General features: G+C 73.1%; 17 protein-coding genes. 7 read left to right on the plus strand and 10 right to left on the minus strand.

Going from position 1 to position 17,813, the window contains the following annotated elements; genetic code table 11:
- Positions 1 to 59 precede the first annotated feature (59 nt).
- Entirely contained in the window at positions 60 to 356 is a 297-nt protein-coding gene (locus ACSBPG_RS01790) for an antibiotic biosynthesis monooxygenase family protein (RefSeq protein WP_435535375.1), read from the plus strand.
- A gap of 53 nt (positions 357 to 409) precedes the next feature.
- Positions 410 to 946, plus strand: coding sequence for a GNAT family N-acetyltransferase (locus ACSBPG_RS01795; RefSeq protein ID WP_435535376.1), 537 nt, complete (start codon positions 410 to 412; stop codon positions 944 to 946).
- A 13-nt stretch (positions 947 to 959) separates the two neighbouring features.
- On the opposite strand, the gene trmB is transcribed toward ACSBPG_RS01795, so the two are convergent.
- From trmB to mutS, 6 genes are all read right to left on the minus strand, one after another.
- Positions 960 to 1,715: a tRNA (guanine(46)-N(7))-methyltransferase TrmB gene (gene trmB, locus ACSBPG_RS01800; protein ID WP_435535377.1), complete on the minus strand. Its 756-nt coding sequence runs from the start codon at positions 1,713 to 1,715 to the stop codon at positions 960 to 962.
- 72 nt (positions 1,716 to 1,787) lie between these two features.
- Positions 1,788 to 2,957, minus strand: coding sequence for a methionine adenosyltransferase (metK, locus tag ACSBPG_RS01805; RefSeq protein ID WP_435535378.1), 1,170 nt, complete (start codon positions 2,955 to 2,957; stop codon positions 1,788 to 1,790).
- A gap of 201 nt (positions 2,958 to 3,158) precedes the next feature.
- Positions 3,159 to 3,626, minus strand: a complete 468-nt coding sequence (locus ACSBPG_RS01810) for a helix-turn-helix domain-containing protein (RefSeq protein WP_435535379.1) — start codon at positions 3,624 to 3,626, stop codon at positions 3,159 to 3,161.
- A 113-nt stretch (positions 3,627 to 3,739) separates the two neighbouring features.
- Positions 3,740 to 5,317 carry an apolipoprotein N-acyltransferase gene (gene lnt, locus ACSBPG_RS01815; protein ID WP_435535380.1) on the minus strand — a complete coding sequence of 526 codons (1,578 nt, stop codon included), beginning with the start codon at positions 5,315 to 5,317 and terminating at the stop codon, positions 3,740 to 3,742.
- Between the two features lie 372 nt (positions 5,318 to 5,689).
- On the minus strand, positions 5,690 to 6,238 hold the full coding sequence (locus ACSBPG_RS01820) for a lipocalin-like domain-containing protein (RefSeq protein WP_435535381.1): 549 nt from the start codon (positions 6,236 to 6,238) through the stop codon (positions 5,690 to 5,692).
- 358 nt (positions 6,239 to 6,596) lie between these two features.
- Entirely contained in the window at positions 6,597 to 9,248 is a 2,652-nt protein-coding gene (gene mutS, locus ACSBPG_RS01825) for a DNA mismatch repair protein MutS (RefSeq protein WP_435535505.1), read from the minus strand.
- A gap of 250 nt (positions 9,249 to 9,498) precedes the next feature.
- Between mutS and ACSBPG_RS01830 the strand changes: the two genes are divergently transcribed.
- The 4 genes from ACSBPG_RS01830 to ACSBPG_RS01845 all read left to right on the plus strand — a co-directional run bounded on the left by ACSBPG_RS01830 (position 9,499) and on the right by ACSBPG_RS01845 (position 13,473).
- Positions 9,499 to 9,996, plus strand: a complete 498-nt coding sequence (locus tag ACSBPG_RS01830) for a hypothetical protein (RefSeq protein ID WP_435535382.1) — start codon at positions 9,499 to 9,501, stop codon at positions 9,994 to 9,996.
- Positions 9,997 to 10,187: 191 nt separating this feature from the next.
- Positions 10,188 to 11,255 carry an HlyD family secretion protein gene (locus ACSBPG_RS01835; RefSeq protein WP_435535383.1) on the plus strand — a complete coding sequence of 356 codons (1,068 nt, stop codon included), beginning with the start codon at positions 10,188 to 10,190 and terminating at the stop codon, positions 11,253 to 11,255.
- Positions 11,256 to 11,266: 11 nt separating this feature from the next.
- Positions 11,267 to 12,835: a DHA2 family efflux MFS transporter permease subunit gene (locus tag ACSBPG_RS01840; protein WP_435535384.1), complete on the plus strand. Its 1,569-nt coding sequence runs from the start codon at positions 11,267 to 11,269 to the stop codon at positions 12,833 to 12,835.
- Positions 12,836 to 12,837: 2 nt separating this feature from the next.
- Complete coding sequence (locus ACSBPG_RS01845; protein ID WP_435535385.1) at positions 12,838 to 13,473, plus strand: TetR/AcrR family transcriptional regulator; 636 nt, start codon at positions 12,838 to 12,840, stop codon at positions 13,471 to 13,473.
- Between the two features lie 32 nt (positions 13,474 to 13,505).
- Here ACSBPG_RS01845 and thpR read toward each other — a convergent pair whose 3' ends face one another.
- Genes thpR through ACSBPG_RS01865 form a run of 4 tightly spaced genes read right to left on the minus strand, consistent with a single transcriptional unit; the run spans position 13,506 to position 17,041 of the window.
- Positions 13,506 to 14,042: an RNA 2',3'-cyclic phosphodiesterase gene (gene thpR / locus ACSBPG_RS01850; protein WP_435535386.1), complete on the minus strand. Its 537-nt coding sequence runs from the start codon at positions 14,040 to 14,042 to the stop codon at positions 13,506 to 13,508.
- Between the two features lie 35 nt (positions 14,043 to 14,077).
- The gene (locus ACSBPG_RS01855; protein ID WP_435535387.1) at positions 14,078 to 15,121 is read right to left on the minus strand and encodes an aldo/keto reductase; all 1,044 of its coding nucleotides are present in this window, start codon (positions 15,119 to 15,121) and stop codon (positions 14,078 to 14,080) included.
- Between the two features lie 36 nt (positions 15,122 to 15,157).
- Positions 15,158 to 16,369 carry an FIST signal transduction protein gene (locus ACSBPG_RS01860; RefSeq protein ID WP_435535388.1) on the minus strand — a complete coding sequence of 404 codons (1,212 nt, stop codon included), beginning with the start codon at positions 16,367 to 16,369 and terminating at the stop codon, positions 15,158 to 15,160.
- A 3-nt stretch (positions 16,370 to 16,372) separates the two neighbouring features.
- Positions 16,373 to 17,041, minus strand: coding sequence for an arylesterase (locus ACSBPG_RS01865; protein WP_435535389.1), 669 nt, complete (start codon positions 17,039 to 17,041; stop codon positions 16,373 to 16,375).
- A 46-nt stretch (positions 17,042 to 17,087) separates the two neighbouring features.
- On the opposite strand from ACSBPG_RS01865, the gene ACSBPG_RS01870 reads away from it, so the two are divergent.
- Positions 17,088 to 17,813: an ABC transporter ATP-binding protein gene (locus ACSBPG_RS01870; RefSeq protein WP_435535390.1), complete on the plus strand. Its 726-nt coding sequence runs from the start codon at positions 17,088 to 17,090 to the stop codon at positions 17,811 to 17,813.

Genomic DNA, 17,813 nt, shown 5'->3' on the forward strand with positions numbered 1-17,813 from the left:
CCACGCTGCGGCAGGGGCGTGTAGAGTGTGCCTCCCTTGGTGACACGGACGTGTGTGCGATGATCCTGGAAATCGCCATCCTGTCGGTGCGCCCGGGCCAGGGAGCCGCCTTCGAGGCGGCGATGGCCGAGGCCCGGCCGCTGATCGCGGCGACGCCGGGCTTCCTCGGCCTGGAGGTGCGGCCCTGCCTGGAGGCGGCGGACCGCTACCTCCTGCTGGTGCGCTGGCGTTCGCTGGCCGATCACACCGAGGGCTTCCGCGGCTCCGACCGCTATCCCCGCTGGAAGGCCCTGCTGCACCGCTTCTACGACCCGTTCCCGACGGTGGAGCATTACGGGGAGAGCGTCCTGGGGTAGGCGACGGTGCGACGGCCGGTGTACGGTCCTCGTCCACCGACAGGGAGGTCGACATGGTGGAGCCTGCCTTGCAGCACCGGTTGGCGCGCCGCGACGACGTCGCGGCGATGGCCGCGCTGATGGATGCGGCCATCGGCGAGTTGCAGAAGCCCTTCCTCGACGCCGCCGGGGTCGCGGCGAGCCGGGCGATCATGGGGATCGACACCCAGCTCGTCGACGACGGGACCTATTTCGTGGTCGAGATCGGCGGCGCGCTGGCGGGCTGCGGCGGCTGGAGCCGGCGCGCGACGATGTACGGCGGCAACCATTCGCCGGGGCGCGACGCCGGGCTGCTCGACCCCGCCCGGGACGCCGCGCGCGTGCGCGCCATGTACACCCATCCGGCCTTCGCCCGCCGCGGCGTCGCGCGCCTGATCCTGTCCCTGTGCGAGGATGCCGCGCGGGCCGAAGGCTTCGTGCGGGCGGCGCTCGTCGCCACCCTGGCCGGCGAGCCGCTCTACCGGGCCTGCGGCTACCGGCCCGACGAGCGCTTCGTCGACGAGCGGGGCGGCGCGCCGGTGCCGCTGGTGCGCATGAGCAAGGCGTTGTGAAAGGGCGCCGGCATCATCGCGCCCGCGGCCGGCGGACGAAGCGCAGGAACGCCGGCCGGCGGCCGGCGGCGATGGCCTTCTCCTCGTAGCGGGTCGGCGGCCAGTCGGCCGGACGCACCCGCCAGTCGGCGGCGGAGCGCGCGGTCCACGCGAAATCGGGGTGGCGGACCGTGTGCTCCAGCATCCAGCGCACCAGCCCCATGTCGTCGCTGGCCAGCCGCAGCTCGGCCCCGTCCTTGAGGACGCGCGACAGGACGGCGAGGTTGGCCGGGCCGATGAAGCGGCGCTCCCAGTGGCGCTTCTTCGGCCAGGGATCGGCGAACAGGACGAAGCAGCGGCCGATGCTGGCGTCGGGCAGGGCGTCGAGCAGCGGGCGGGCGTCGTCGGGCAGGACGCGCAGGTTGTCGAGCCCGGCGTCGTCGGCCAGCACCAGCAGGCTGGCGACGCCGTTGACGAAGGGTTCGCAGCCGATCATGCCGACGTCGCGGTGGTGCTCCGCCTGCCAGGCGAGATGATGGCCGCCGCCGAAGCCGACCTCCAGCCAGACGTCGCGCACCGGCCGGGCGAACAGCGCCGCCGGCTCGACGGTGGTGCCGGGGGCGGGGGAGGGGATCTCCAGCCGCGGCAGCAGGCTGTCCAGCAGCGCGGTGCGGCGGCGACGCAGCGGCCGGCCCTTGCGGCGCCCGTAGAGGCGGCGGCCGCCCTCTTCGGCGCCGGTTTCGCCGGCCTCGGTTTCGTTGTCGGTCGGATCGACGGGCTGATCGGTCATGGAAGCGGGGCCTGAAAACGACGGCAGGGGCCCGAAGGCCCCTGCCGGAGGAACACGGCGCGGACGCGCCGATCAGAAGAACGCGGTGCGCAGGTCGCCGGCGAGGTCGGTCTTCTCCCAGGCGAAGCCGCCGTCCACCTCGGGATCCCGGCCGAAGTGGCCGTAGGCGGCGGTGCGCGCGTAGATCGGCTTGTTGAGGCCGAGATGGGTGCGGATGCCGCGCGGGCTGAGGTTCATCAGCTGCTGCAGCACGTCCGACAGCCGGTCCTCGTCGACGCGGCCGGTGCCGTGGGTGTTGATGTAGACCGACAGCGGCTTCGACACGCCGATGGCGTAGGAGAGCTGGATGGTGCAGCGGTCGGCCAGCTCGGCCGCCACCACGTTCTTGGCGAGGTAGCGGGCGGCGTAGGCGGCGGAGCGGTCGACCTTGGTCGGGTCCTTGCCGGAGAAGGCGCCGCCGCCGTGCGGCGCCGCACCGCCGTAGGTGTCGACGATGATCTTGCGCCCGGTCAGCCCGGCGTCGCCGTCGGGGCCGCCGATGACGAAGCGGCCGGTCGGGTTGACGTAGAACAGCGGCTCCTCGCACATCCAGCCCTCGGGCAGGCAGTTGACGACGTGCGGGCGGACGATCTCGCGCACCTCGTCCTGGTCGATGCCCTCGGCGTGCTGGGTGGAGACGACGACCGAGGTGGCGCGCACCGGCACGCCGTCGACGTACTGCAGGGTCACCTGGCTCTTGGCGTCGGGGCCGAGCAGCGGGGCGGCGCCGGAGTGGCGCGCCTCGGCCAGCGACTTCAGGATGGCGTGGGCGTAGTAGATCGGCGCCGGCATCAGCGCCGGGGTCTCGCGGCAGGCGTAGCCGAACATGATGCCCTGGTCGCCGGCCCCCTCGTCCTTGTTGCCGGCGGCGTCGACGCCCATGGCGATGTCGGCCGACTGGGCGTGGACCAGGCACTTGACGTCCATGGTCTCCCAGTGGAAGCCGTCCTGCTCGTAGCCGATGTCCTTCACGGCGTGGCGCGCCACCTCGACCAGCCGGTCGGGGGTGATGCTCTCCGGGCCGCGCACCTCGCCCGCCAGCACCACCTGGTTGGTGGTGGCCAAGGTCTCCACGGCGACGCGCGCCTGGGGGTCGTGCGACAGGTACAGGTCGACGATGGCATCGGAGATGCGGTCGCACACCTTGTCCGGATGCCCCTCGGAGACGGACTCGCTGGTGAAGACGTAGTTGTTCTTGGCCACGGGAAACCTCGGCTGTTCCAAGAGGTGCGTTCGATGGGATCGGCGTACGACGTCCGGACGATCGACTGCGGTATTTGACAATCTTTCGCGCCGGGGTCAAGCGATGTTCCGGCCGCGTTGCCGAGGCGGCTGAAACAACGCAAGCGGGCGCGCCCTGGGAGGGCGCGCCCGCTGCGATCGGAGACGTTCGTGGCGGCCGGTTTACTCGGCGGCTTCGGCGCCGGCGTTGGCGACCGCCTTGGTCAGCTCGAACAGCCGCTTGCGGACCGAGGGGTCGCTGATCCGGTAGTAGGCCCGCACCAGCTCCAGCGTCTCGCGCTTGGCCATGGGATCCGGCTCGTAGGCGCCGACGGGCTCGTCGGTCTCGCCGTCCTCGATCGGCGCCTCGCCGGCGTTGCTCGGCATGTCGTCGAAGAAGAACGACACCGGGACGTCGAGCACCGTGCTGAGCTTGTACAGACGCGACGCGCCGATGCGGTTGGCGCCGCGCTCGTACTTCTGCACCTGCTGGAAGGTGAGGCCGATGGCCTCGCCGAGCTTCTCCTGGCTCATGCCGAGGAGGGTGCGGCGAAGCCGGACACGGGAGCCGACGTGGACGTCGATCGGATTCGGCTTACCGGTCTTGGGCCGTCCCGCTACACCCCGGCGGCCCCGCGCTGCTGTCTGCATGCCCAATTCCCTGAAAACGTGTGTCCGCTTTTTTAGTGCATATCAGTGTATGCAGTCAAGTGCACCCGGCAGGGACCTGTCATGTGCCGCGGTTGTAGGGATAATGGGTTGCGCTAGCGCCGATGTCGAGCGAGCATCCCAAGCCCCAAACAACTCAGTAGCAGTAACCCGAATCCGAGATCGCCGAAGCGGCCGTACACGGTGGGTTCCGCCAGCGCCGCGGGCAGAGCAGCGTCGAGGGTGCCGCGCTCGCCGAGCCCGAGATAGGCCGTTACGCGCCCATGGGCGTCGACCACGCCGGAGATGCCGGTGTTGGCGCTGCGCACCAGCGGCAGCCCTTCCTCGACGGCGCGCACGCGGGCGATGGCGAAGTGCTGGTGGGGGCCGGCGGTGAGGCCGTACCAGGCGTCGTTGGTGAGGTTGAGCAGCCACCGCGGGCGGTCGGCCTCGTCGACCACGGCGTGGGGGAAGATGACCTCGTAGCAGATCAGCGGGCTGACCGGCGGCAGGCCGGGAAGGTCGAGCGAGCGCGGCCCCGGCCCGGCCGAGAACTCCGCCCCGTTGCCGGCGATGGCGCCGACCGGCAGGTAGCGGCGCAGCGGCATGTACTCGCCGAAGGGGACGAGGTGGAACTTGTCGTAGGAGGCGACGACGGCGCCGCTGCCGTCGACCGCCAGCATGGCGTTGTAGAAGCGGCGCGTGCCGTCGGCCGCCACCGCGACGCGCGGCGCGCCGGTCACCACCAGCCCGCCGGGCGGCGTCACCGCGGCGACCTCCATCCGGCGCGCCGCGTCGTTGGCGAGGAAGAAGGGGGCCGCCGTCTCCGGCCAGATGACGTGGGTCACCGGCTCGGCCGCCGGCGCCGCGGAGAGGGCGAGGTGGCGTTCGAAGTTGGTCTGGCGCTCCGCCGGGTCCCATTTCAGGCGCTGGTCGACCGCCGCCTGCACCAGGCGCAGCCGCACGCCCGGCACCGTCGCCGGGTCCGCCCCCTGCAGCCGCAGCGCACCCCAGACGCCGATGCCGGCCAGCACGGCGAGCCCGGCGGCCAGCGCCAGCCCGGCCCGCCGCGCCGGCAGCCGGCGGTCGGCCAGCGCCGCCGGCAGGGCGGCCACCAGCACGGTGAGGAGGCTCAGGCCGTAGATGCCGACGACCGAGGCGCCCTGCAGCACCGGCAGCACGCCGACCCAGCCGTAGCCGGTGAGGTTCCAGGGAAAGCCGGTGAAGAGATGGCCGCGCAGCCACTCCGCCGCCGCCCACGCCGCCGCGAACAGCAGCGGCCGCGCCAAGCCCTCCGCCCTGGCCGTCCAGAAGGCGAGGGCGGCCAGGCCGGTGAACAGGGACAGCAGCATGGGCAGGCCGGCGGCGGCCAGCGGCAGCGCCCACCAGAAGCGGTCGATGTCGGTGAACAGCGCGAAGCTCACCCAATAGAGGCCGAGCAGATGGTGCCCGAAGCCGAAGAACCACCCCACCGCGAAGGCGCCGCGCCGGCTGCGCACGCCGGCGAGCAGCCAGAGCAGGCCGGGGAAGGCGACGAGGAGGACGGGCAGGGCGTCGGCCGGCGGCAGGGCGAAGGCGGCGAGCCCGCCGAACGCCGCGGCGGCGGCCAGCCGGCGCCAGCCGGTCAGCGCGGCCAGCCCCTCCGCCGTCCGCTGCAGGAATCCGTGGTCGGTCAAGGCGTCGGCGGTGTGCACGGAGGGCGTCCCATGGCGGCTGAACGATCGGCGCCGCATCGGCGGCACCGGCCACTACATAGGAGGGCGGCGGGCGGGTTGCGACACCGGCGCTCGCGGCCGGCGCCTCTCCGGAACCCTCGGACAGAGCCCGCCGCCCGCCCGGGACGCCATCGACCGCGCCGGTGTCCACCGCATCCCGCGCGCCTTCGTCCGGCCGGTCCGAAGCGGCGGTTGGCGGCACGGGCGGTTTCTCGGCAACAGCGGAAATCCGCACCTGCGGCCAGGCGGCCCTGCCAAGTCCGGATTGGCCGGACCTGTCGCCGGCCGTCCGTTGGGGGCCGTCCGTTGGGGGCCGTCCATTGGCGGCCGGCCGCGAGCGGTGCGCAAAGGTCAGCGGACGCGTTCCCAGGCGATGAGAATGATCGTGCCTTCGGGTCTCCGGAAGGTTTCCGTCATTCGGTCGCCCTCGACGGTCAAGGTGAGCTCGTCGCGGGTGCGCACGTGGCCGATCCAATTCGGAAACGTGCTGCCCTCGACCGTGTTGCCGCTGAACTCGCCCTGGGCATCGACGGTGTAGGTGCCGTAGAAACCGATGCTGCCGGCCATGGCCGCCTGGTTCTCTTCGGCTGTTCCCTTGCCCCGTTCGTCCGACGCGAATTTCGGGATGCGGGGATCGTGAAGAACCTCGATGAAGTTCATGGTCTTGGTGAAAACCAGGAGACCGGCGGGATCGGGGCCGTAGGCGGCAATCTTCCGGCCGCCCGGGTCGGCCAGGACGGAGATCGGCCGCCAGGCGCCGAGCACCTTGTTCGGACGCGCCGTGTCCGCAGCCCCGTTCAGCCGGTCCGACCGCGCGGACGATGGAAGCGCGGTGCCCGCGCCGACGACGAGCGCCCCTGCCAACCGCAGAACATTGCGCCGTCGATAGGTCGTGCTCATGGTCACCCTCCGAAATTCGTGAGCAAGGCGGGCGGGCTCCGCCGCCGGCAGCAACGTTCACGGCAACCGCCGCGCGCTCGCCATCGCCGTCGCCGGCGAGCCGCCCTTTCGCTCATCCGATATGGCACGGGGGGCTGGGGAGATAAGCTGGACCGCCTGGCATGGCCTGGTGAACGGAGGCCATCAATGAGCGGGCCGTCGGTGGTCACCGCCGACGGGGCTTCGACGTCACCGGCCGATCACCGCCCGGCCGAACGCGGGCGTCCTGCCGGCCTGCCGGCGAGACGCCGGGCACGCCGACGACAGCCGCTCCGCGGTGGCTGGACGCGCTGCCCGCGGGATCGCGGGGGCAACGATGTCAGCGGCCCAGCATCCCGCGCAGCCGGTACAGCTCCTCCAGCGCCCGGCGCGGCGTCAGGTCGTCGAGGTCGAGGGTCTTCAGCGCCTCCTCGACCGGCGACGGCCCGGCCGGCCCGGCGGCGGCCGGCGCTGCGGCGGGCGCGGGGGGCGGGCGCCTGAGGGCGGCGCTGAACAGGGGCAGGTCCTCGGCCAGGCGGTGGATGGCGGCGTTCTGCTCCCCCGATTCCAGGATCTTCAGCACCTCGCCGGCGCGGCCCACCACGGCGTCCGGCAGGCCGGCCAGCTTGGCGACGTGGATGCCGTAGCTGCGGTCGGCCGCCCCGGCCGTCACCTCGTGCAGGAACACCACGTCGCCCTGCCACTCCTTGATGCGCATGGTGTGGCAGGACAGCGCCGGCAGCTTCGACGCCAGCATCGTCAGCTCGTGGTAGTGGGTGGCGAAGAGGGCGCGGCAGCGGTTGACGTCGTGCAGGTGCTCGACGCAGGCCCAGGCGATGGAGAGGCCGTCGAAGGTGGCGGTGCCGCGGCCGATCTCGTCGAGGATGACCAGCGCGCGCGCGCCGGACTGGTTCAGGATGGCGGCGGTCTCGACCATCTCGACCATGAAGGTGGAGCGGCCGCGCGCCAGGTCGTCGGCGGCGCCGACCCGGCTGAACAGGCGGTCGACGACGCCGATGTGGGCGTGCTCGGCCGGCACGAAGCTGCCGATCTGCGCCAGCACGGCGATCAGCGCGTTCTGCCGCAGGAAGGTGGACTTGCCCGCCATGTTGGGGCCGGTCAGCAGCCACAGCCGGTTGTCGGGGGCGAGGTCGCAGTCGTTGGCGACGAACGGCCCGGCGTTGTCGGTGTCGAGCACCGCCTCGACCACGGGATGGCGGCCGCCGCGGATGGCGAAGGCCAGGGAGTCGTCGACCTGGGGCTGGCTGTAGCGCCGCTCCCCCGCCAGCTCGGCCAAGGCGAGCGCCACGTCGAGCGCGGCCAGGGCACGGGCCGCCGCGGCCACCGCCTCGGCCTGCTCGGTCACCGCGCGCACGAGGTGCTCGAACAGCTCCTGCTCCACCGCCAGCGCCCTGTCGGCCGCCTCGGAGATGCGGCGCTCCAGGTCCGACAGCTCGACCGTGCCGAAGCGCACGGCGTTGGCCATGGTCTGGCGGTGCATGAAGGTCTCGCGGGCCGCCCCCGTCATCAGCTTGTCGGCGTGCGCCGCCGTCACCTCGATGTGGTAGCCGAGCACGTTGTTGTGCTTGACCTTGAGCGTCGGCACCCCGGCCAGCTCGGCGTACCGGGACTGCAGCCCGGCGATCAGGCGGCGGCTCTCGTCGCGCAGCGTGCGCAGCTCGTCGAGCGCATAGGAGTAGCCGGGGGCGATGAAGCCGCCGTCGCGGGCCAGCAGCGGCAGGTCGGGGGCGAGCGCCTCGGCCAGCTGCGCCACCAGGGCCGTGTGCTCGCCGAGGCCCTTGGCGACCCGCCCCAGCCCGTCGGGCAGCGGCGCCGCGGCGGCGCCCAGCAGCAGCGCCCGCAGCGCGCCGGCGCAGGCCAGCGCCTCGCGCACCGCGGCGAGGTCGCGCGGGCCGCCGCGGCCGAGGGTCAGCCGGGTCAGCGCCCGCTCCAGGTCGGGGCAGCGGGCCAGCACCGCGCGGGCGTCGAGGCGCAGCCGCTCCTCGGCGAGCGCGAACGCCACCATGTCGAGGCGCCGGGCGATCGCCGCCGGGTCGGTCAGCGGCGCGGCGAGGTGGGCGCTGAGCAGGCGGGCGCCGGCCCCCGTCACCGTGCGGTCGATGGTCGCCAGCAGGCTGCCGCGGCGCTCGCCGGCGAGCGTGCGCGTCAGCTCCAGGTTGCGCCGGGTGGCGGCGTCGATCTCCATGACGGCGCCCGGCCGCACCCGGCGCGGCGGCGACAGGCGCGGCAGCCGGCCCTTCTGGGTCATCTCCACGTAGGCGACGAGCGCCCCGGCCGCCGCCACCTCGGCGCGGCCGAAGCCGCCGAAGGCGTCGAGCGTGCCGACGCCGTAGAGTTCGTGCAGGCGCTGGCGGCCGTTCTCGCTGTCGAAGCGCGGGTTGGGCAGCACCGCCAGACGCCGCTTCCACTCCCCCCACAGCTCGAACAGCTCGGGCGCCTGTGCCAGGCGCTCGGGCACCAGCAGCTCCTGCGGGTCGAGGCGGCCGAGGGCGGCGGCCAGCCCGGCGCGTTCCAGCGGCTGCACCGCCAGCTCGCCGGTCGACAGCTCCAGCCAGGCCAGCGCCACCCCGCCGCCGGTCTCGGCCACCGCCGCCAGCCAGTTGGAGGAGCGGGCGTCGAGGAGGGAATCCTCGGTCAGGGTGCCGGGGGTGACGATGCGCACCACGCCGCGCTTCACCACCGACTTGGAGCCGCGCTTCTTCGCCTCCGCCGGGTCCTCCATCTGCTCGCAGATGGCGACGCGGAAGCCCTGGCGGATCAGCCGTTCCAGGTAGGATTCGTGGCTGTGCACCGGCACGCCGCACATCGGGATGTCCTCGCCCAGGTGCTGGCCGCGCTTGGTCAGCGCGATGTCCAGCGCCTTCGCCGCGGCGACCGCGTCGTCGAAGAACATCTCGTAGAAATCGCCCATCCGGTAGAACAGCAGGCAGTCGGGATGGGCCTGCTTGATCTCCAGATACTGCGCCATCATCGGCGTGGCGGCGTCGGGAATGGCGATGGCGGTGTCGGAAGCGGCGGTGTCGGAAGCGGTGGTGTCGGACACGGGATTCGGCCAGGAGCGGTTCGGACGGCGGGAGTCCCGTCATATAGCATCGCCGGCCGCCGGGCGCACGGGTTGCGCCGTTGCGCGCACTGGCGCCCCGCCGGGCGGGTGGGTAGACTTCGCCCCCGAGAGGCCGGCCCCGGAGAGCCGGCCCGCGCATAGGATGAGGAGAGCACCCGTGGCGCAGGACACCGACACTCCCCGGCAGGTGCGCGAGGTGGTCGCCCTGTTCGACCGGCGCGCCGATTTCGACCGCGCGGTGGACGCGCTGGCGGGCGCCGGGTTCCCCCGCGAAGACCTGAGCGTGCTCGCGTCCCACACCTCGCTGGACGCCGTGACCCCGACGCCGCCGCGCGACGAGGCGCTGCTGGGGTTGGTGGGGGAGCTGAAATACGCCTTCCCCCTGACCACCGCCGGCCTGATCGCCATCGTCGGCGGGCCGATCGCCGCGCCGCTGGCGGCGCTGGTGGCGGCCGGTCTCGGCGGCGTCGCCATCAAGGACTACCTGGACGAGCTGACCAGCCATCCCGAGCCCGACGAGTTCGCCCGCGCCCTGGAGGCCGGCGGCATCATCCTGTGGGTCCGGGTCGCCGACGCGGAGGCCGAGCGGCAGGCCGGCGCCATCCTCCAGCGCGAGGGCGGACGCAACGTCCACCATGCCCTGCGCGAGGAGTAAGGACGCCTTCCAAGCGCGCGCCGGACGAGAAGGGCCCCTTTCCCGCGACGGGAAAGGGGCCCTTCGCACGTCTGCCGCTCTCTTTTTGCAAGTGCGAACCGTTGACGGCAACCGCCGCCCCCGTCATAGTGCGCCAGAAAACTGGACCGTTCAGTTTGATAATTGCCGGACCCCCCGATGCGAGGCGCGCCGTGAAGAAGAGGCTGGGACTGATCGTCGTGGTGCTGCTGCTGGCCGGGGCGGGCTGGGCGGGCTGGTCCTGGTGGACCGACGGGCGCTTCCTGGAGAGCACCGACAACGCCTACGTCGAGGCGGACATCACCGTCGTCAGCCCGCGGATCGACGGCTACGTCGCCGCGGTGGCGGTCGAGGAGAACCAGCCGGTGGCGCGCGGCGACGTGCTGCTGCGCCTCGACGACCGCGACTTCCGCGCCAAGGTCGACCAGGCGCGGGCCAGCGCCGAGTCGGTGCGGGCGAGCATCGCCACCATCGACAGCCGCCTGGCGCTGGAACGGGCGCTGATCGCCCAGGCCGAGGCCGACGTCGCGTCGGCGGAGGCGGAACTGGCGCGCGCCCGCGCCGACCGCGAGCGCTACGCCGCGCTGGCCGGCCACAACTTCGCCAGCCAGCAGACCCTCAGCAACACCGTGGCCGAGGCCGAGAAGGCCCGCGCCGCGCTCAACCGGGCCAACGCCGCGCTGGCCGCCGAGCGCCAGCAGGTGAGGGTGCTGGAGAGCGAGCGCACCGCCGCCGAGGCCAACCTGGCCGAGGCCGAGGCGGCGCTGGCGCTGGCCCGCAACGACCTGGAGCGCACCGTGGTGGAGGCTCCGGTCGACGGCATCGTCGGCAATCTGGGGGCGCGGATCGGCCAGTACGTGCACGCCGGCACCCAGACCATGTCCGTGGTGCCGATCCGCGAGGCCTACGTGACGGCGAACTTCAAGGAGACGCAGATCGAGGGGCTCCGGGTGGGCCAGCCGGTGCACCTCAGGGTCGACGCCTATCCCGACCTGGAGGTCACCGGCCGCATCGCCAGCGTGGCGCCGGCGTCCGGCGCCCGCTTCAGCCTGCTGCCGCCGGAGAACGCCACCGGCAACTTCACCAAGATCGTGCAGCGCGTGCCGGTGCGCGTCGCCCTGCCCGCCGAGGGGCCGCTGGCCGGCCATCTGCGCCCCGGCCTGTCGGTGGTGGTCACCGTGGACACCCGCGAGCCCGGCCGTGACGACGCGGGCGGCTCGGCGGCGGTCGCCGCGCGCTGACGGCGCCCGCCATGAGCCCCCCTCCGCCCGGCCCGCAGCCGCCGCAGTCGGTGTCGCCGCGCACCGTCGTCGGCTTCATCGCCATGGTGTTCGGGATGTTCCTGGCGATCCTGGACATCCAGATCGTCGCCTCGAGCCTGCGCCAGATCCAGGCCGGCGTCGCCGCCAGCGCCGACGAGATCGTCTGGGTGCAGACCAGCTACCTCATCGCCGAGGTGGTGATGATCCCGCTGTCGGGCTACCTGTCGCGGCTGCTGTCGACGCGGGTGCTGTTCACCGGCTCGGCCCTGGGCTTCACCCTGATGAGCTTCCTGTGCGCCCAGTCCTCCAGCATCGGCGAGCTGGTGCTGTGGCGCACGCTGCAGGGCTTCGTCGGCGGGGCGATGATCCCGACCGTCTTCGCCACCACCTTCCTGACCTTCCCGCCCAGCGCGCGGGCGCGGGTGACGGTGGTGATCGGCCTGGTCGCCACATTGGGGCCGACCGTCGGCCCGACCCTGGGCGGCTACCTCACCGAGCAGTTCGACTGGCACTGGCTGTTCCTGATCAACCTGGTGCCGGGCATCGTCGTCGCCGGCCTGGTGTGGCGCCTGATCGACATCGACCGGCCCAACCCCGGCCTGCTCAAGGGCATCGACCTCGTCGGCATGGTGCTGATGGCGGTGTTCCTCGGCAGCCTCGAATACGTGATCGAGGAAGGGGCCCGCAACCAATGGTTCGAGGACGAGGAGATCGTCCGCTTCTCGATCGTCGCCGCGGTGGCCGGCCTGCTGTTCGTGTGGCGGGCGCTGACCTACGCCCACCCCATCGTCGACCTGCGCTCGCTGCGCAACTTCAACTTCGCCATCGGCTGCGTCTACGGCTTCGTCATCGGCATCGGCCTCTACGGCTCGGTCTACGTGCTGCCGCTCTATCTCGGGCAGATCCGCGGGCTGAACGCCCAGCAGATCGGCGCCACCATGTTCGTCACCGGCATCACCCAGTTCCTGTCCTCGCCCTTCGCCGGCATCCTCTCCAGCAAGGTCGACGTCCGCAAGGTGCTGGCCGTCGGCTTCGTCCTGCTCGCCAGCAGCTTCCTCGTCGCCACGCCGATCACCGCGGACTGGGACTTCGACCAGTGGTTCGTGCCGCAGATCCTGCGCGGCATCGGGCTGATGTTCTGCATCATCCCCATCACCACGCTGGCGATGGGCACCCTGCGGCCGGACCAGGTGAAGAACGCGTCGGGCCTGTTCAACCTGATGCGCAACCTGGGCGGCGCCTTCGGCCTGGCCGGCATCAACACGGTGATCACCGAGCGCTCGGCCCTGCACGGCCAGCGCCTGGCGGAATGGGTCAACCCGGTCCGTCCGGAGATCGCCGGCTGGCTGGACCGGGTGTCCGCCTCGCTGGCGTCCGCCGTGCCCGGCGACGCCGATCTCCAGGCGCTGCGCATCCTCGCCGGCAAGGTGCAGACGCAGGCCACGGTGATGACCTTCGCCGACGTCTTCCTGGTGATGGGCGTGGTGTTCGTGGCGGCGCTGGCGACCCTGCCCTTCGTCCGCCGCCCGGTGATCGGCGGGCGCGGCGGGGGGCATTGACGGTGGACGGCGCCCGTCCCGCCAAGCCCCGCCGCCGGGCCGGCCGGCCGCCGGCGCCGGAGAAGCGCTGCGCCATCCTGGCCGCCGCGCGCGACCTGTTCCTGGCGGAGGGCTACGGGGTCAGCATGGACCGCGTGGCCGAGCGCGCCGGCGTGTCGAAGCAGACGATCTACACCCACTTCGCCGGCAAGGAGCCGCTGTTCCAGGCGATCGTCCGCTCCCACTGCGAGCGCATCACCGAGCCGCTGGCCGGGACGCGCGACGGCCGCCCGCCGTGCGAGGTGCTGGCGGCGATGGGGCTGCGCCTGCTGGAGCTGATGAGCCTGACGGACTACGGCCGGCTGCTGCGCACCCTGGCGGCGACGGCGGCGCAGTTCCCCGACACCGGCCGCGACTTCTACGAGGCGGGGCCGCTGCACTCCCACGGCGCGCTGGCCGGCTACCTCGCCGAGCTGGACCGCCGCGGCGTGCTGCGGGTGCCCGACCCGGGGCTGGCGGCGGAGCAGTTCTTCGGCATGGTCAACGGCCACACCCAGCTGCGCGCCCTCATCGGCATCGGCGCGCCGCTGACCGAGGAGCAGCGGCGGCACCGCGTGGCGGCCGCGGTCCGCGTCTTCCTCGCGGCGTACGGGGCGTGACGGCGGGTGCCGGCGCGACCGCGTGACGCCCGCTATCCCAGCGGGTAGTCCCGCAGCGCCTCGTACACCGCGCCGGTGCGGCCGAGATGGCTGCGGAACAGAGTGAAGTGGTCGACCGGCACCGGGCCGGCCCGGAACAGGCCGCGCTCCTCCAGGAAGCGGCCGATGCGCTCGCGCGGCGCCTCCTTCAGGCGGGCCAGGGTGACGTGGGGGGAGAACTTGCGCTCGTCCCGCGGCAGCCCGCCGCGCACCAGCGCCGATTCCACCTTGGCCTGGAGATGCCCGAGCGCCTCGTTGCGCTCCACCCCGGCCCACAGGACGCGGGCGTTGCGCCCCGAGCCGAAGACGCCGACGCCGTCGAGGACCACGTCGAAGGCCGGGGCCTCGACGGTGGCCAGGGCGGCGTCGATGTCGTGCAGCCGGTCGTCCGGCACCTCGCCGATGAAACGGAGGGTGAGGTGCAGGTTCTCCGGCTCGGCCCAGCGTGCCCCCGGCACGCCGCCGCCGAGGCCGGACAGGCGCTGGCGCAGGTCTTCGGGAAGCTCCAGCGCGACGAACAGACGGATCATGGCGGACATTCCCCGGCGCGGGCGCCGGGGCCCGGTTACGGACAGGGATCGGGGTTGCGGGCGTGCACCCCGTCGATCTCCTTCAGCACCGCCGGATCGAGGCGGAGGTCGAAGGCGTCGATGTTGGACTCCAGATGCGCCATCGTCGTCGCCCCGATCAGCGTCGAGGCGACGAAGGGCTGGTGCGCCACGAAGGCGATGGCCATCCGCGTCGGCTCGAGCCCGTGGCGGCGGGCGATGTCGAGATAGGCGCGGGTGGCCGCGTCGGCGTTGGGCGTGTCGTAGCGCGACTTGCGGTGGTCGACGGCGCGCCGCGTGCCGTCGGGCACGGCGCCGTCCAGGTATTTGCCCGCCAGCGTCCCGGCGGCCAGCGGCGAGTAGGCGATCAGCCCGACGTCCTCGCGCAGCGCCACCTCGGCCAGCCCGCTCTCGAAGGTGCGGTTCAGCAGGTTGTAGGCGTTCTGGATGCTGGCCGGGCGCGGCAGGCCCCTGGTCTCGGCCAGCTTCAGGCAGGTCATGGTGCCCCACGGCGTCTCGTTGGACAGGCCGAAGGCGCGGATCTTGCCGGCCTTCACCAGCTCGTCCAGCACCGACAGGGTCTCCTCCAGCGGCGCGCCGTCGTCCTCCGGCGCGTGCCGGTAGCTGCGCGCGCCGAAGCGCACGGCGAGGCGGTCGGGCCAGTGGAGCTGGTAGAGGTCGATCCAGTCGGTCTGCAGACGGCGCAGGCTGGCTTCCACCGCGGCCAGGATGTTGGCGCGGTCGAGCCGGGCCGTGCCGCCGCGCACCCAGTCGAAGGCGCCGCGCGGCTGGCCGATGACCTTGCTGGCGAGCACCACCTTGTCGCGGCCGCCGCGGCTCCTGAACCAGGTGCCGATGATCGTCTCGGTGCGCCCGTAGGTGTCGGCGGTGGGCGGCACGGCGTACATCTCGGCGGTGTCCCAGAAGGTGACGCCGCGCTCCAGCGCGCGGTCCATCTGCGCGTGGCCTTCGGCCTCGCTGTTCTGGCGGCCCCACGTCATGGTGCCAAGACCGATGGCGCTCACCGTCAGGCCGGTGCGGCCGAGCGGGCGGTATTCCATGAAGACTGTCCCAGGGTGATGGTTCGGATGGTTCGCTCAGACGAACAGGGTGAGGACGCCGGTATAGCCGTAAAGGCGGTTGTGGGAAATCTCCCCGTTGGCGAAGAATCCCACCAGCGGCACCGCGCCGAGCGCCGTGCGGATCGCCGCGACCTCGCCGTTCTCGCCGAACAGGCCGGGGCCGCGGGCGACGCAGCTGACGTAGACGCCGCCCCGGGGCGGCCCCGGCAGGCGGCGCTTCAGGCCGGCCAGCATGCGCTCCAGGTCGGCGGCGGCGGCCTCGGGGTCGCGGCGGGTGAACAGGACGGGCTGGCCCGTCTGCACCCGCTCGGCGATGGCGAGCCAGCCGGTGCGCGGGTCGATGGCGACGAGGTCGCGCACCAGGTACTCGCCGGTATCGCTGCCGGCGATCGGCAGGCCGGCGAAGATGGAGCCGGCGACACTGCGCAGGTCGCGCGCCAGCGCCTCGCCGATGTCCTCCTTGAAGACCTCCAGGGCCGGCCGGCCGTCGATCTCCAGGATGACGTTCTCCTGCGCCGCGGTGATGGTGCGCAGCGGGCCGATGGGCGAGCAGCCCTGGGTCTGCCCGGTGGCGACCGCCACCCCGGGGCCGAACAGCACGCCCGACAGGCCGCCGTCGCCGACCGGGCCGCCGCCGGTCCCCTCCCGCGCCGCGCCGGTGGCCCCAGCGGCTCCAGCGGCCCCAGCGGCCATGGTGGCGCCGGTGTCGGGCACGGTGAACTGCGGGAACTCCCCGCGCGACGAGGTCAGGCCGCCCACCAGGAAGGCGCCGGTGCATTCCGCCACCCGGCCGACCAGATCGGCGATCCGCTGCTGGCGCGGGTCGACGTGCACCAGGCCGAGCGTGGCGCCGCTGCGGTCGAGCCAGCCGCCGGCGGCGCGGCGCAGCGGCGTCAGGTCCTCGCTGACGATGGGGAAGACGCGGTAGTCGTCGGCCGGCAGCCGGGCCGCCATGATCGCCACCGCCGGCGTGTCGAAGAACTCCTCGCCCCCGCCGAGCACGCCGATCCCCGCCGTGCCGACCCAGTCGCGGATGCCGGTGACGCCGCGCAGCAGGGTGACGATCGCGGTGGCGTGCTCGGCCAGCGAGTCGGAGACGTAGAGGAAGCCCAGCGTGCAGCCCCGCACCTCGCCGAGCTTGTCGAGGCAGGCCCTGACGGCCTGCCCCCAGTCCGCCCCGCCGGCGGCGGCGGCATGGAAGCGCGGGTCCTGCGCGGCGGCGCTCATGCCTCAGCCCCCCTGGGCGTTCGGGCGGGCGGCGGGCACCCGCGTGTCGATGAAGCGGGCGACGTGCGGCACCAGGCGCCGCACGATCTCCCGCACGCCGGTGGCGTTGGGATGGATGCCGTCGCCCTGGTTCAGCGCCGGGTCGGTCGCCACCCCCTCCAGGAAGAAGGGATAGAGGGCCACGTCGTGGCGGGCGGCGAGGTCGGGATAGATGGCGTCGAACCGCTCGGTGTAGGCGCGGCCCAGGCTGGGGTTGGCGCGCATGCCGGCGAGCAGCACCGGGATGCCGCGCGCCTTGAGCCGCTCCAGGATGGCGTCCAGGTTGGCCAGCACCGCCGCCGGATCGACGCCGCGCAGCATGTCGTTGGCGCCCAGCTCGACGATCGCCGCGTCCGGCCGGTCGGCGAGCGCCCAGTCCAGCCGCGCCAGCCCGCCGGCGGTGGTGTCGCCGGACACGCCGGCGTTGATCACCTCCACCGCATGGCCGGCCTCGCGCAGCGCCCGCTCGAGCTGGACCGTGAAGCCCTCGCCCTCGGGCAGGCCGTAGCCGGCGGTCAGGCTGTCGCCGAGCGCCAGGAGCCGCAGGTCGGCCGCCGCCGCGCTCATGCCGGGCGCCGCCAGCGCCAGCAGCAGGACCGCCCCGGCGGTCGCGTTGAAAAGGCGGCGTGCCATGCCATATGGCGAAGGGCCCTTCCGCCCGCTCGCGAGATCCATTGCAATGTCCCGACCCGATTCACCGGTTCAGCCGATCGTCCTGCTCGACGACGTCCACCTCAAATTGGACAGCGGGGCCGGACCCGTCAACATCCTGCGCGGCCTGAACCTGTCGGTGGGGCCGGGCGAGAGCGTCGGCGTGGTCGGCCCGTCGGGGTCCGGCAAGTCGACGATGATGATGGTGATGGCCGGCCTCGAGCGGCCCTCGTCCGGCCGCGTCCGCGTCGCCGGCTGCGACCTCGGCGGGCTCGACGAGGACGGGCTGGCGCGCTTCCGCCGCAACCACGTCGGCATCGTCTTCCAGGGCTTCCACCTCGTGCCGACCATGACCGCGCTGGAGAACGTGGCGATCCCGCTGGAGTTCGCCGGCGCCGGCGACGCCTTCGACCGCGCCCGCCAGGGGCTGGAGGCGGTCGGGCTGGCCCACCGGGTGACCCATTACCCCGGCCAGCTCTCGGGCGGCGAGCAGCAGCGCGTCGCCATCGCCCGCGCCTTCGTCGCCGAGCCGTCGCTGCTGCTGGCCGACGAGCCCACCGGCAACCTCGACCTCGGCACCGGCGGCCACATCGTCGAGCTGCTGTTCGGCCTGGCCGAACGGCGCGGCACGACGCTCGTGCTGATCACCCACGACCCCGAGCTGGCGCGGCGCTGCGACCGCACGGTGACCCTGATGGACGGGCGCATCGTCGACGACGGCACGCACGCCGCCGTCCGCGCCGCCGGGGAGTGA

It is taken from the genome of Azospirillum sp. ST 5-10 (assembly GCF_051225715.1).
Taxonomy (GTDB): domain Bacteria; phylum Pseudomonadota; class Alphaproteobacteria; order Azospirillales; family Azospirillaceae; genus Azospirillum.

What these genes read in the sequence shown, in the direction of transcription:
- ACSBPG_RS01790 (WP_435535375.1), top strand. Translation starts at nt 60, where the DNA reads ATGATCCTGGAAATCGCCATCCTGTCGGTGCGCCCGGGCCAGGGAGCC.
- ACSBPG_RS01795 (WP_435535376.1), top strand. Translation starts at nt 410, where the DNA reads ATGGTGGAGCCTGCCTTGCAGCACCGGTTGGCGCGCCGCGACGACGTC.
- trmB (WP_435535377.1), bottom strand. Translation starts at nt 1,715, where the DNA reads ATGACCGATCAGCCCGTCGATCCGACCGACAACGAAACCGAGGCCGGC.
- ACSBPG_RS01810 (WP_435535379.1), bottom strand. Translation starts at nt 3,626, where the DNA reads ATGCAGACAGCAGCGCGGGGCCGCCGGGGTGTAGCGGGACGGCCCAAG.
- ACSBPG_RS01820 (WP_435535381.1), bottom strand. Translation starts at nt 6,238, where the DNA reads ATGAGCACGACCTATCGACGGCGCAATGTTCTGCGGTTGGCAGGGGCG.
- mutS (WP_435535505.1), bottom strand. Translation starts at nt 9,248, where the DNA reads ATGATGGCGCAGTATCTGGAGATCAAGCAGGCCCATCCCGACTGCCTG.
- ACSBPG_RS01840 (WP_435535384.1), top strand. Translation starts at nt 11,267, where the DNA reads ATGAGCCCCCCTCCGCCCGGCCCGCAGCCGCCGCAGTCGGTGTCGCCG.
- thpR (WP_435535386.1), bottom strand. Translation starts at nt 14,042, where the DNA reads ATGATCCGTCTGTTCGTCGCGCTGGAGCTTCCCGAAGACCTGCGCCAG.
- ACSBPG_RS01855 (WP_435535387.1), bottom strand. Translation starts at nt 15,121, where the DNA reads ATGGAATACCGCCCGCTCGGCCGCACCGGCCTGACGGTGAGCGCCATC.
- ACSBPG_RS01860 (WP_435535388.1), bottom strand. Translation starts at nt 16,369, where the DNA reads ATGAGCGCCGCCGCGCAGGACCCGCGCTTCCATGCCGCCGCCGCCGGC.
- ACSBPG_RS01865 (WP_435535389.1), bottom strand. Translation starts at nt 17,041, where the DNA reads ATGGCACGCCGCCTTTTCAACGCGACCGCCGGGGCGGTCCTGCTGCTG.
- ACSBPG_RS01870 (WP_435535390.1), top strand. Translation starts at nt 17,088, where the DNA reads ATGTCCCGACCCGATTCACCGGTTCAGCCGATCGTCCTGCTCGACGAC.